At 55.1% G+C, this 13566-nt stretch carries 11 protein-coding genes; 10 read left to right on the top strand and 1 reads right to left on the bottom strand.

Annotated features, from left to right (window positions below):
- The 3 genes from maiA to ACXADZ_RS20675 all read left to right on the top strand — a co-directional run bounded on the left by maiA (nt 1) and on the right by ACXADZ_RS20675 (nt 3963).
- Nucleotides 1-648: a maleylacetoacetate isomerase gene (gene maiA, locus ACXADZ_RS20685; RefSeq protein WP_475199508.1), complete on the top strand. Its 648-nt coding sequence runs from the start codon at nt 1-3 to the stop codon at nt 646-648.
- A gap of 4 nt (nt 649-652) precedes the next feature.
- Complete coding sequence (locus tag ACXADZ_RS20680; protein ID WP_475199507.1) at nt 653-2584, top strand: acyl CoA:acetate/3-ketoacid CoA transferase; 1932 nt, start codon at nt 653-655, stop codon at nt 2582-2584.
- 155 nt (nt 2585-2739) lie between these two features.
- A complete protein-coding gene (locus tag ACXADZ_RS20675; protein WP_475199504.1) occupies nt 2740-3963 on the top strand; it encodes an anaerobic sulfatase maturase in 1224 nt (407 codons plus the stop codon).
- 129 nt (nt 3964-4092) lie between these two features.
- Here ACXADZ_RS20675 and ACXADZ_RS20670 read toward each other — a convergent pair whose 3' ends face one another.
- A complete protein-coding gene (locus ACXADZ_RS20670) occupies nt 4093-4560 on the bottom strand; it encodes a MarR family winged helix-turn-helix transcriptional regulator (RefSeq protein ID WP_475199503.1) in 468 nt (155 codons plus the stop codon).
- Between the two features lie 110 nt (nt 4561-4670).
- On the opposite strand from ACXADZ_RS20670, the gene ACXADZ_RS20665 reads away from it, so the two are divergent.
- The 7 genes from ACXADZ_RS20665 to ACXADZ_RS20635 are packed head-to-tail and all read left to right on the top strand — an operon-like array spanning nt 4671 to nt 13156.
- On the top strand, nt 4671-6098 hold the full coding sequence (locus ACXADZ_RS20665; protein WP_475199502.1) for a sulfatase family protein: 1428 nt from the start codon (nt 4671-4673) through the stop codon (nt 6096-6098).
- A 31-nt stretch (nt 6099-6129) separates the two neighbouring features.
- Nucleotides 6130-7086, top strand: coding sequence for a tripartite tricarboxylate transporter substrate-binding protein (locus ACXADZ_RS20660; RefSeq protein ID WP_475199500.1), 957 nt, complete (start codon nt 6130-6132; stop codon nt 7084-7086).
- Between the two features lie 57 nt (nt 7087-7143).
- The gene (locus ACXADZ_RS20655; protein ID WP_475199498.1) at nt 7144-7719 is read left to right on the top strand and encodes a hypothetical protein; all 576 of its coding nucleotides are present in this window, start codon (nt 7144-7146) and stop codon (nt 7717-7719) included.
- The gene (locus ACXADZ_RS20650) at nt 7719-9323 is read left to right on the top strand and encodes a tripartite tricarboxylate transporter permease (protein WP_475199497.1); all 1605 of its coding nucleotides are present in this window, start codon (nt 7719-7721) and stop codon (nt 9321-9323) included. The genes ACXADZ_RS20655 and ACXADZ_RS20650 overlap by 1 nt, the downstream gene beginning before the upstream one ends.
- Entirely contained in the window at nt 9323-10147 is an 825-nt protein-coding gene (locus ACXADZ_RS20645) for a universal stress protein (RefSeq protein ID WP_475199496.1), read from the top strand. Before ACXADZ_RS20650 ends, ACXADZ_RS20645 begins: the two co-directional genes overlap by 1 nt.
- Nucleotides 10148-10161: 14 nt before the next feature.
- A complete protein-coding gene (locus ACXADZ_RS20640) occupies nt 10162-11688 on the top strand; it encodes a sulfatase-like hydrolase/transferase (protein WP_475199494.1) in 1527 nt (508 codons plus the stop codon).
- A gap of 49 nt (nt 11689-11737) precedes the next feature.
- Complete coding sequence (locus ACXADZ_RS20635) at nt 11738-13156, top strand: FAD-binding oxidoreductase (protein WP_475199493.1); 1419 nt, start codon at nt 11738-11740, stop codon at nt 13154-13156.
- Nucleotides 13157-13566 lie beyond the last annotated feature (410 nt).

Raw genomic sequence — 13566 nt, 5'->3', positions numbered from 1 at the left:
ATGAGCAAACCTGTCCTGTTCGACTATTGGCGTTCGTCGGCAAGCTATCGTGTGCGCATTGCGCTGAACCTGTTAGGGCTGGACTACGATGCGCAACCGGTGAACTTGTTAACTGGGGCGCACCGCTCAGATGCTTACCTTGAGCGTAATCCTCAGGGTGTTCTACCCACGCTCGAGATTGATGGGTGTACGCTGACGCAATCACTGGCGATCATCGAATATCTGCATGCCACACGCTCCGGTTCGACTCTGCTGCCCAAGGATCCCATGGAACAGGCCCGTGTACGGCAGCTGTCCTGCGCCGTGGCCATGGAAATTCACCCCGTGTGCAACCTGAACGTGGTCAACCACGTGGTCGACCTGATACAAGGCGAGGACGAAGCCCGGTTGAACTGGATGCGCCATTTCATCAGTAAGGGGCTGGCAGCTTTCGAGGCGCTTTTGGAACAGCAGCCGGATGGAAAGTTCTGCTTTGGCGATACGCCGACCATGGCGGACTGTTGTCTGATTCCGCAGCTCTACAACGCCGATCGCTGGGGCGTGAACTATTCCGGTCACGCCAACATTGACCGGATCGGAAAGTGCGCAGCTAATCACCCGGCCTTTCAAGCCGCTCATCCTGATATGATTGGCCCCCCAAAGGATTGACACAATGCCCAACAAGACAATCTCGCCCGAGGCCGCCGCAGCTCTTGTTCATGCCAGAGACACGGTCACAACTTCTGGCTTTGTCGGGATCGGCGTGCCTGAGACGCTTCTGAAAGCGCTTGGCGCGCGTTTTCTTGAGACCGGTACGCCATCGGATCTGACGCTGTTTTTTGCAGCCGGACAGGGCGATGGGCGTGACCGGGGGCTAAACCACCTGGCACACGATGGATTGTTGTCACGCGTGATTGGCGGCCATTGGGGGCTGATACCGAAAGTCGGCGCGATGGCCAACGAGGGAAAGATTGAGGCCTATAACCTGCCGCAGGGGGTGATCAGTCAACTTTATCGTGACATCGCCGCAGGCAAGCCTGGGACGCTGTCGCGCGTTGGGTTAGAAACCTTCGTCGACCCGCGCAAGGAGGGTGGCAAGCTGAATGCGGTGACAACCGGTGATTTCGTCCGATTGATGAATATCGATGGAGAAGAGTTCCTTTTCTACAAGGCTTTTCCGATTGATGTCGCACTGCTTCGCGGGACTACCGCCGACACAAAGGGCAACGTGACGATGGAGAATGAGGCGCTGACCATCGATAATCTGGCGCAAGCGATGGCTTCGAAAAACTCGGGTGGAGTAGTTATCGTTCAGGTCGAGAACGTCGTTTCGGCGGGATCGCTTAACCCACGTGAGGTGCAGATTCCGGGCGCATTGGTTGACGCGGTGGTGCTGGCCGAACCCGACGATCACATGCAGACTTTCAGCACCGCCTTTTCGCCAGCGTTTACCGGAAGGTACCGGGCGCCCATCGAGGACCAGGCATTGATGCCGCTCGACGCGCGCAAGGTGATTGCGCGCCGTGCAGCTTTCGAGTTGCCGGTCAATGGTATTGTAAATCTCGGCATCGGTATGCCTGAGGGTGTGGCGGCCGTTGCGGCAGAGGAAAAGCTTCTCGAACATTTGACGCTAACGGCGGAACCTGGTGTTATCGGCGGTCTGCCCGCTTCTGGTCTCGATTTCGGTGCCGCGACCAACACCGACGCCATAATCCCCCAAAATAATCAGTTCGATTTCTATGATGGCGGTGGATTGGATATCGCTATTTTAGGCATGGCTGAGGTTGGCGCGGACGGATCGGTCAACGTTTCGAAATTCGGCCCGCGCCTGGCCGGGGCCGGCGGCTTCATCAATATAAGTCAGAATGCCCGCCGGGTTGTCTTTACTGGTACGTTTACATCGGTCGGATTGGACGTTGTGATTGCAGACGAGGCGATTGATATGCGCTGTGATGGCAGCGTCAAAAAGTTCCTGAACTATGTCCAGCACACCACTTTTTCTGGCGCCCGCGCTGCGCGGCTGGGCCAGCCGGTGCTTTTTGTCACCGAACGCTGCGTGTTCCGACTGGTGGAAGGGGGTCTGGAATTGATTGAAGTCGCGCCGGGCATCAACCTGGAACACGACATTCTGCGCCAAATGGCGTTCCGCCCGATCATCAACGACATCCAGCAAATGGACCCGCGCATCTTCAGGGACGAGCCGATGGCGCTGAACGTCGATCTTCTTGCACTTGATCTGGATGTTCGGATTGCACTGGATCCCGCAAGCGATCGCCTTTTCATCAACCTCGAAAAACTGCGCATCAGAAACCAAGGCGATGTTGAACGGATTATCCAACGCGTCGAAGATATCTGTGCACCGCTCGACCACCCCGTGGACGCGATTGTGAATTACGACGGCACGGTAATCTATCCCGAGATCGAAGATAGGTACGCAAACGCTGTCCAGGATCTGGAAAATCGCTTTTACCGGACCACGACCCGATATTCGGCATCTGCGTTCATGCGAATGAAACTCGGCAAGGTCTTTGGGCGAACCAAGGCCGCACATATCTTTGAAACGCGCCGGGATGCTCGGCAGTTTCTTGAAGCGGATCGGGAATAATGACTGAGTTTCAATTGCATCCGAGGACCAGCTCGACACCGCGTCAGGCCGAGAAGTTTCTTGCTTTCGCTGTGCGCATCAACTGAAATCACTGCAATCCGTTGTTTTCCAAACCCTCTCTGTCACCAGAGTTCAAGTGAAGAAAGGAAAGCCGAATGTCGCAACCTCGCCCTTTCAATATAATGACCAAACCTATCGGGCCGCGTTGCAACATAGACTGCAAATACTGCTACTATCTCGAAAAGGAAAAGCTCTATCCGACCGAGAAGAAGTTTCGGATGTCGGATGAAGTGCTGTCGTCATACATCCGCCAGATGATCGAAGCCTCGCTTGAGGCCGGCATGCAAGAAGTTAACTTTGCCTGGCAAGGTGGTGAGCCGACGATGCTTGGCGTCGACTATTTTCGCAAGATCGTGGCGCTGCAGGCGAAATATGCGCCATCCGGCACTAAGGTAACGAATGCGCTGCAGACCAATGGCATATTGCTGGACGACGAGTGGGGTGGCTTTTTTTACGACAACGGGTTTCTTGTGGGCATCAGCATCGATGGGCCAAAGAAGGTGCATGACCGCTACCGCATCGACCGCACCGGGCGGCCTACTTTCGATAAGGTCATGCGGGGTCTTGAGGTGCTTCAACGCCACCAGGTGGAACACAACGCACTCACCACCGTGCACCGGGCCAATGGTGGCAAGGGTAAGGAAGTTTATCGCTTTCTCAAAAGCCTCGGCTTCGAGTTCATGCAGTTCATTCCGATTGCTGAGCGCAAGGGAACAGACGGGTTGGCGGGCGCACCGCAGGTCGATATGGACCCGGGCATCAGTGTCACCGGTTGGAGTGTGAGCCCCGGGGCTTACGGCAAGTTTCTTTGTGACGTCTTCGACACTTGGTTCCGAGGCGATATCGGGAAGGTCTTCGTGCAGCATTTCGATGTCATGCTTGGCAAATGGCTGGGTGATCCAGCGGGGATCTGCGTCTTTGCGGAAACATGCGGTGATAGTTTGGCTTTAGAGCATGACGGCAGCCTCTATAGTTGCGACCATTATGTCTATCCAGAATACCGGTTGGGCAAGATCTCCGAAGTTCCGCTGCGCGAGATGTTGTGGACAGAGCGGCAGTTTGAATTCGGGCAAGATAAGCGCGACAGTTTGACGGCTCAATGCCGCGCCTGTTCGTATCGTTTCGCCTGCAATGGCGGTTGCCCTAAACACCGCTTTGTCAGGGCCCGCGATGGTGAGATCGGTCATAACTATTTCTGTGAAAGCTATACAATGTTCTTCGAGCACACTAAAGACCGCCTTCAAGAAATGGCGCGTTTGCTAACTCTTGGCCTGCCTGCTGCAGAAGCAAGCGAATCCCGTCGCCCATCGAAGGGATGACTGCGGTTTTGGACGCAACAAGACCTCGAATATCTTGAAAATGCACCGGGATGCTCAGCAGTTTTTGGAAGTGGTCTGGGCACTGCTAATGCGTAACATTTTTTGACCAAAGATCATCGCGAACCTACGTCAGGCCGACAGGATTTTGCCCAGTTGGTCGAGCCCTTTCCAGAGACCTTCATGCGCTTCGGGGCCCAAGGCCTTAACCAGCTCACGCTGGCGTTCAATGAACGGTGGGCGGATCTCATTCAGTCGTTCATGTCCCGTCTTCGATAGGCGGACGAGTTTCTTGCGTTTGCTGTGCGGATCGTCCGCAAATTCCACAAGCCCCTGTTTTCCCATTGCATCTGCAGTCCGGCTGACTTGGCCGCGGTCAAGCGCGGTATATCGGCTGAGGTCGGAAATAGAAATCTCTCCAAAGGTCTCCACGACACTCAGAATTCGGTATGCGGTTAAAGTAATAGAGGTTCCCTTGAGCAGTTCCGTCGACTGCTGGTCAAGAATCTTGCTGAGCACCGACAACCGGAAAGTTAGGCGGCTTTCCAGGTCGCGTACTTTTTTCAATTGGCTTTCCAATTCTGCTGCAGTGAGCCTCATTCGCATCTCCATTGTTGCGTACACATCATTATTGTTGACAACTAATATTTAATTATTATAGTTGATAGGTAAATGATGTGCCAGCAATGATAAGCAAGCAGGGTGCCAATTTGACAAAAGCGACCAACATTCTGTTCCTAATGGCTGACGAACATCAGGCCGGTGCACTTTCTTGCCTGGGACACCCAGTCGCAAAAACCCCGAACCTGGACAGGCTCGCCGCACGGGGTACGCGGTTTCAGAACGCATACACAACCAGCCCGATTTGCGTTCCGGCACGAGCCGCCGTCGCGACTGGGCTATACGCGCACAAGACAGGCTATTGGGATAACGCCCACGCCTATGACGGTCGGGTTCCCGCTTGGGGGCACGTCCTTCAAGACGCCGGTATTTCCTGCACCAGCATCGGTAAGCTGCATTATCGCGACGAAAACGACCCGACTGGGTTCAACAAACAAATCCTGCCGATACACATTTTCGAAGGCATCGGTCAGGTTTGGGGATCGGTGCGCAACCCCCTCCCGCCCACCCGAGAAGGCGGTGGCATGTTAGGCCAGATTGGCGCCGGTACTTCGAAGTACAATCAATATGATATGAATGTCGCCGACGCTGCAGCGAACTGGTTGAAGGATCCAGCGCGAAAAACGGAACAATGGGCCGCTTTCATCAGTTTCGTTGCGCCGCATTTCCCTCTGACGGTGCCGCAGGAATACCTCGACATGTACCCCGCAGAAGCGATGCCGCTTCCAGATGCCCGCCCCGAATCCGGATATGACGTGCATCCATGGGTCGCGCGCATGAACGATATCGAAGACAGCGATGCGGAACTGGGTACCGACGAAAAGCGACGCGAAGCGATTGCCGCTTACTTTGCGCTCTGTACCTTTGTGGATGCTCAGATCGGCAAGGTATTGGACGCGCTTGAAGCCAGTGGCCAGGCGGACGACACGCTGATCATCTATACCTCGGATCACGGAGAGCAGCTGGGAATGCGCGGGCGCTGGGGCAAGTCGCTCCTTTACCGCGAGTCCACGCAAGTGCCACTGATCCTCGTCGGTGGCGGGGTTCCGCAGGACCGAGACGTTCGTACAGCCGTCAACCTTGTCGATATTGCCCCGACCATGACGGATGTATTTGGACTGCCCGCAGCGCCCGAATGGCCCGGGCGCTCGTTGCTGCAAGTGGCTGCTGAGCCCGATGAGCCGAACCGGCTGTCATTCTCGGAATACCATGCTGCAAACTCGCCAACTGGCGGCTTCATGGTCGCTAACGCCCGTTGGAAGTATCATGAATATGTCGGCTACGACTGCGAGCTCTTCGACCTGCAAAACGACCCGCAAGAACTTCGTAATCTGGCAGGTGATCCGGCCTTTGCAGATCAATTGGAAACAATGCGCACGGCATTGCGCCAGATTTGCGATCCAGAAGCGACTGATGCGGCGGCCAAGGCCGACCAGGACAAGTTGGTCGCCCGTTTCGGAGGTCCGGAAAAAGCGTTCAAAGCCGGCCCAACCGGCGCAACACCAGTACCAACCTGACGTTAATCAATTACTCAAGGAGGAGTGAGAAATGAAACGTGCGATGTTCAAGGGGGCCATTGCGGCTCTGGCGCTTGGTGCCAGCTCAATCTCTGCCATGGCCGAAGACTGGCAGCCCAGCGGACCGATCAAAATGATGATCGCATTCCGCGCTGGAGGTGGCGTTGATACGATGGGAAGACTCTTAGCCGAGGAGTTAAGTTCTCGCACTGGCTGGGAGATCATTCCTGAGAACACTCCCGGAAAGGGCGGAGCGACTATGGCTTCCGCGCTGAAAGATGAACCATCGGATGGTCTGGCTATCGGCGTAACTGTCGATGAGGCCATGACATACGGTGTCCAGGCCACGCGCAACCCCGGTTACGCGCTGGAGGATTTCGACTATCTTTCCACGATCACAGGCACGCAGATGGCTGTTATTGCGAAATCCAGTCGTGGTTGGAACAACCTGGGTGACGTAATCGCTGCGGCCAAAGATGGTGAAAAAATCACATTTGGTGCCATGAGTCCGATGCTTGCCGATGCAATCTACATCATTGGTAAGAACAATGGCGTGGAATTCACGACCGTAATGGTGAAGGGCGGCAAAGGCGGTTTGAATGGTGTGGTCGCCGACGACTTGGATGTCGCTTGGGCCGCTGGAGTGCAAACACCCGGGGTGCTTTCCGGTGATGTTGTCAATCTGGTCTCAGCGGAAACTGAACCGTTGCGTGTCTCACCCGATGCACCGATGATGTCAGAGTACAACGTACCCTACATTTTCGGATCAAAGTTCATCGTCGTTGCGCCTGCGGGAATGCCAGCTGACGCCAAAGAAGCATATATTTCAGCGATTTCCGAAATCCTGACCGACCCTGAAAGCAAAGTCTCCAAGTTTGCAGACAAGGCTTTTTCTGGCTCGGTGGTTGTTCAGGGCGAAGACCTAACCAAGCAGATCAATGACCTGCATGACTCCTACAGCGCGCTTCTGGACGATTCAGCGAGCTAATCATAATCCCGGGCTGGCATCTTCGCTGGCCCCGGATGAATATGCAGGGAGGACGCCGTGCTCAATCGCTCCGTCGAATTCTGGATTGGACTTGTTTCCCTTGTCCTCTCGCTCGCCGCTCTCTTTCTGTGGGTGCCGTTAGACAGCGAGACACCGCCGATCTACACTTTCCGCCGACAGACCTATATTGGTGATGCGATGCTACCAATGGTGGCTGCGACAGGAATTGCAGTCTGCGCACTGGTCCATATTGTTCTGTCAATGCGTAGGAAGGATGACAAGGGTGGAAACAGTCCCTTCGATCATCTCACAGCAGTTTTCTTTTCTATCTTCGCTGCGATCTGCGTTCTGTCCCTGGTGTTGATGTACTGGGCAGGGCCTGCGGCAGTGGCACTCTTTGCACAGTCCGGTGAAGAACCCGTGACCTACCGTCAGCTGCGCGGCGCGGTTCCGTGGAAATACATCGGGTTCGTGCTTGGTGGCTTCACAATGGTCTTTGGCATCACGTCTTTGATCGAAGGCCGCCTGAGTGCAAAGCGCGCTGCTTCTTCGCTTCTGGCCGTTGTCGTGCTGATCCTCATCTTCGACGTTCCCTTCGACACGATCCTGTTGCCACCAAACGGAGATTTCTGATGAGTGTCTTTGAATATGTCTGGGCCGGGGTGCTGGCCGTTATTGCCGGTCCCGCCGCATTTGAGATCTTCGGAATTGGCATCCCAATCACGCTCCTGATGGTGTTCGCGGGCTTTGTTATCGGCATCATAGGGGGTGCCACGCCGGGATTGGCTGGCCCATTTATTATGGCCGTGTCATTGCCGATTTTGTTGTCGATCTTCGGTTTCACTCCGGATGCTCTATTACCGGTGTTGGGCTTTCTGGTTGGTGTGATGAAAGGTGCGACAGTGGGCGGATCGGTTCCAGCCATCCTCTTCAACACACCTGGTACCCCGGATGCAATGTTGACTACTCTTGATGGCTATCCGATGGCCAAGAAAGGGCAGGCGGGCAAAGCGCTTCGAACAGCACATTTCGCTTCTGTCTCAGGCGACACGTTTTCAGACCTCGTGCTTTTCACCTGTGCTCCGTTTTTGGCGATTTTTGTCGAGGCCTACCTGGGTTTCGGCGAAAAGGCCGCACTGATCCTTCTGTCTCTGGCGTTTGTCGCAGCCGTTGTCGGTGCGTCGCCAATGAAGGGGATGATTGCGGCTTTCCTTGGTCTTTTGATCGCCGCGATTGGTACTGGCGAAGATACCTATTCGCGTCTTTCCTTTGGCTCTGATGTTCTTTCGTCAGGGGTTCCTCTAATCACCGCAGTACTCGGAGTACTGATCCTCGGTGAGGTGCTATACGCCTTTGAACAAATGTGGCGCGACCGTAGGGCAAATCAGCCCTTGATCGAGACACCGCAGTCGGGCGACAACCGGTTGTCCCTGAAGGAACGACGTAAGCTCATGCCATTCATCAGCATGTCGGCGGTAATCGGCACTGCAATCGGAGCATTGCCGGGGATTGGATCAACATTGGCGGCGACATTGGGCTATGCAACCGGCGAACGTATGCATAAAGGGCCGGTCCCGTTTGGCGAAGGTACGCCTGAAGGGATCGCTGCAACCGAAGCCGCAAACAGTTCAGTCTCTGGGGCCAATCTTATTCCCGTTCTATCCTTGGGTATTCCTGGAAATGTCGGTGCTGTGTTCCTGATCCTGGCTGCTGAGAGCATAGGGGGCTTCAACCCGGGACCCAGCGTCTTCCGCTTCACCACTTCGGAGGTGAACCCAGAACTGATCATCGCCTTCGGTCTCTTTACCACTATGATGTTGGCCAACATCATGAACTGGCTCATCGGCGGGCAATTCATGCGAGCCGTTGGTGTAATGGCAGCCATTCCGAAACAGGTGCTCTTGCCGATTGTCCTGCTTCTGACGTTGACAGCGATCTACGTTCAGGAAACGGATTTCAATGCCTTCTACTTTGCCTTTGCCTTTGCCGTTCTCGGCTATTTGATGCGCAAGCTTAGGGTTCCTACACTGCCCTTTGTTATCGCCTTCATTCTGGCGGGTAATCTGGAAAATGCCTTCCGTCAGGCCTTTGCAGTGGCTGGTGGCGACCCATTCTTCCTGTTCAAGAGCCCGTTGTCGCTCTTCTTCCTGGCCCTGTCAGTTGCCGTGATTATCTTCTTTTCCCGGCCCAAGAAACCCGCTGCTAACGCAGCCATCGAAGCAGAAAGGGACGCATGATGGCGATCAAAAACTTACTTGTGCCTTTCAATGGGTCCGAAACATCCAAAAACGCACTGCGCGCCGCACTTTTGATGCATCGCAAGTATGGTGCTCATTTGACTGGAATTCTGGCGCATGAGGGCAAAAGGGAAAAATTCAGCAGCAGGCCCTGGGTTCCTGACAACGTCCGCGGCATTCTTGAGGAAGCGATTCAAAAGAACGAGTCTTTGGTCGAGGCGCAGTTTCGCGCGTTGGCTTCTGAGAACGTTCCGGAAGATATGTTGCACTGGATCTCTCTTAGTGGTGAACCGGATAATACCATCGCCCAGTACGCCTGTATGTATGACATCACGCTAGTCGGACAACATGATCACACCGCGATTGCCGATATCGATCTGCACCCTGAGCGAATTGCTCTGAAAGCTGGGCGTCCGGTTTTGGTGATACCAACCGCCTACGATGAAACGACAATTTCGAAACCCGCTGTCCTTGCCTGGGATGGGCGCCGGGCAGCTACTCGTGCACTCAACGATGCGATGCTCATCCTCGAAACTAAGCAAAAGGTCAATGTGGTCAGCTTTGGCGACGACATTCGCCCACCGCTCAAGGGAATTGACGTGGTTTCCTCCTTGCAGCGACACGGCGTTTCAGCCAAGCGCATTCGCCATTCTGCGACATCACGGAATGTTGGCAAAGACATACTGAGTTATTGTCACGATGTGGACGCCGGTATGCTTGTGATGGGGGCTTTCGAACACAGTCTGTTCCGAGAAGAATTATTCGGAGGGCCGACGAAATACGTTCTCGAAAACGCTCATATCCCAGTTCTCATGGCTCATTGAATGTGAGGTCACCCATGAAGCAACTGAATTTTCTTATTATTTCTGCCGACCAGCACCGCGGCGATTGCCTTGGTGTTGAAGGGCGCAATGTGCGCACTCCAAATCTGGACCAGATGGCGCGCGACGGAACGCGATTTACCACGGCCATTTGCCCTTCACCCGTATGCCAGCCTGCGCGTGCCTCGATTCTGACAGGGCAGCTGTGTCGCACGCACGGAGTGCATGACAATGGGATCGATCTGGATACGGTGACCGGCGAAAAAGGGTTTGCTGGAACTCTGAGTGCCGTAGGTTACGACACCGGGTTTTTCGGCAAGGGGCATTTTTCCAGTTACGACGCGAGGGAGCCGACCGGACGGCCAGAGTCCGTTCTGTCTTCTGTCGATTTCGGGCCAGATTGGTATGGTCCTTACATGGGTTTTCGTCACGTCGAAATGATGTTGAGCGGTCCAACCAACCATCCGCCGCTCGCACCGCCCCACGGGCTGCACTACGAAAAGTTTTTCTATGCGGATGGACATGGTGAAGAACGAACAGCGCAATACCTGGAGAATGGCGGCGAAACCATGGGGGCAGCCCAGACCTGGCATTCACAACTTCCAACCAACTGGCATTACACGCCATGGACCGCCGATCGCGCAATTGAGTGGCTCCGACATGGGCGCGACAAAAACAAACCGTTTTGTGCCTGGATCAGTTTCGTCGATCCGCACCACCCATTTGATTGTCCCGAGCCTTGGTCTCGCCTTCATGATCCTGCGGATGTGGACCTGCCAGAACACCGAACCCTTGACCTGGAAAACCGTCCCTGGTGGCACCGCGCGGCGATGGAAAACTCACCTGAAGGAGACGCAAATGAGGTTGCGGTCCGTTCGTCCTATTCGCGTATCGACCATCAGACCGATGATCAGCTTAGGGAGATTATCGCCAACACCTATGGCCAAATTTCCTTTATTGACGAACAAGTCGGTCGGATCCTGAATGTATTGGCAGAAGCGGGGCTCGATGAAAACACCATCGTGATTTACTCGTCGGACCATGGAGAATGGCTGGGTGACCACGGCCTGATCCTCAAGGGACCGATGCCCTACGAAGGGCTGCTCCGCGTACCGTTGCTGGTAAAAGGCCCGGGAGTCCCGGCTGGCAAAGTCAATGATCAGCCAGTTTCTACGCTCGATCTTGCCGCCACGTTCTATGACCTTTCTGATACTGAGCCGGGCCTGCCGCAGCATGGAAAATCGCTGAGGCCGGTCTATGAAGAGGACCAGGAACGTGACTTCGCGATGATGGAATGGGAGCTGTTTCCCAACCGTGTCGGTGTTGCTCTGTCGCTGCGCACCGTACGCACACGGAACGCCAAACTCACGATGGACATCCGATCTGGCGCGGGCGAGATGTATGACCTCGCAAATGACCCCAATGAAATGGTCAATCTGTTCGAAGACTCCGAACATGCGGAGATGCGGGCTGAACTGGAAACGATGCTGATGTGCCGGCCGGATGACATAGGCCCACTTGGTCATAGGGTGGGACCGGGATGAGATTTTCCCCCAAAAACCATCCTTACGAGTAGAGCGGAGGAATTGGAGAATGGAGATATTCGCAAGCATCGTCGGTGAACAAAATGTCCTGACGGATCCCGCCGCAATGGCGCCCTATCTGACTGATTGGACCGGCGCCTATTCCGGTGAGGCTGAGGCGGTTGTTCAACCCGCAACATCCGAAGAGGTTGCCGCAGTTGTCCGTGCCGCCAATGAAACCGGAACGGCAATAACCGTTCAAAGCGGCAACACTTCGGTTTCCGGGGGCAGCGTACCGGGCGAAAAGAAGGGCATTGTTCTGTCCTTGAGGCGCCTCAACAATATTCGCGAGATAGACACCGCGGCGCGGACTGCTACGGTGGATGCTGGTGTTGTCTTGCAAACCCTGCAGGACAAGGTGGCCGAGTACGGGCTGGAATTTCCGCTGATGTTTGGCGCGCGCGGTTCCGCTCTGATAGGCGGTGCACTGGCCACCAATGCGGGTGGTGCAAATGTGCTGCGCTATGGAAACGCCCGTGACCTCTGTCTCGGGATAGAAGCAGTGCTGCCCAACGGCAAGATCATCAATGGGCTGACAGGGCTGCGCAAGGACAATACCGGCTACGACCTCAAGAACTTACTGATCGGCTCTGAAGGCACGTTGGGAATAATCACCGGCGCGGTGCTGAAACTGTTCCCGATCCCCAAGGTGCGATCCACGGCCTTTCTTGCCCTTTCCGATATCAGTGCCGCACTCGAGGTGCTCAACGCCCTTCAAGACGGATCGGGTGGGCTGGTCGAAGCCTTTGAATGGATGCCCGGTGACATAGTCGAGGCTATTGTAGCGCATAATCCGAACCTGCGCGCGCCGTTGGACGGCCCTGTCGAGACCGGTATTCTGGTTGAGCTTGCCTCGACAAGAGCGGACGACGCGGAAATTGCTGACGACGGTTCAGTGCGGATTGATACGGTGATGCTCGAGATCGTTGCTGAGTTGATGGACCGAGAAATCGTAATCGACGGATTCTTTGCTACGTCGGAGCAGCAGCGGCTCGATCTGTGGGTGCTTCGTGAAGAGGTTCTGGAGACCATCCGCGCCACGGGACCGTTCTTGTCGCTGGACGTCTCACTGCCGCTGTCTCAGGTTCCCGCGTTTCTCGACCGCGCCGCGCCACTTGCCACTGAGTCCGGTCTGAAGCCTATGCTGGTCGGGCATCTCGGTGACGGCAACATCCACTATGCCGTAGTTGCGGATGAGGGGGAGTGTTGGGAGAATATCGACCGGGTTCGGTTCGCTTCACGCATCGTCGATCTGCTGGTCGACATTGGTGGCTCTTATAGCGCCGAGCACGGGATCGGTCGGGCAAAAGCAGACATGCTAAAGAAGAGAAAAGAAAGTTCACAGTTTCAAACTCTACGGACGATCAAACGCGCGCTTGACCCCAACGGGATGTTCGGAGCTGGCGTGCTCTTCCAAGAGGAAGGTTGATGGCAAAGATGTCCGCTGGTTGTGTTGCAAATATTTGGAACGATCAGAGTGTCTAGCCCCGTGTTCTGGGCCATCTCGTATTAGAGTTTTGGTGACTGGCGGGCGCATGTTGAGTGCTTGATGCGGTCGGGCGCACGGCCTTGCCTTTGCAACGTATGCTCAGACAAAATTAGTTCCGAGGGCAAAGTGAAATTCCTGCAACGCTCGCGGGTGACATTTTCGCTGTCTAGCTTCAGTGAAAGTATTCACAAGTTGATGTGGTCGTTTGCGTCTCCCGCCGGTTAACAATTGAACTGGAGCACCCGATGTGGGTCGCGATAGGGAGGGTCGACCGATGGAAAACACGCAAATTTTAGGCCTAGACTTGGCCGAGCGCTCCGGGCCACGCAACCAAAAACGTAGAATCAAAA

This window comes from Ruegeria sp. ABM4_193 (assembly GCF_056158705.1).
The sequence above is the reverse complement of the archived record's forward strand: the minus strand, read 5'-3'. Positions and strand labels throughout refer to the sequence as shown.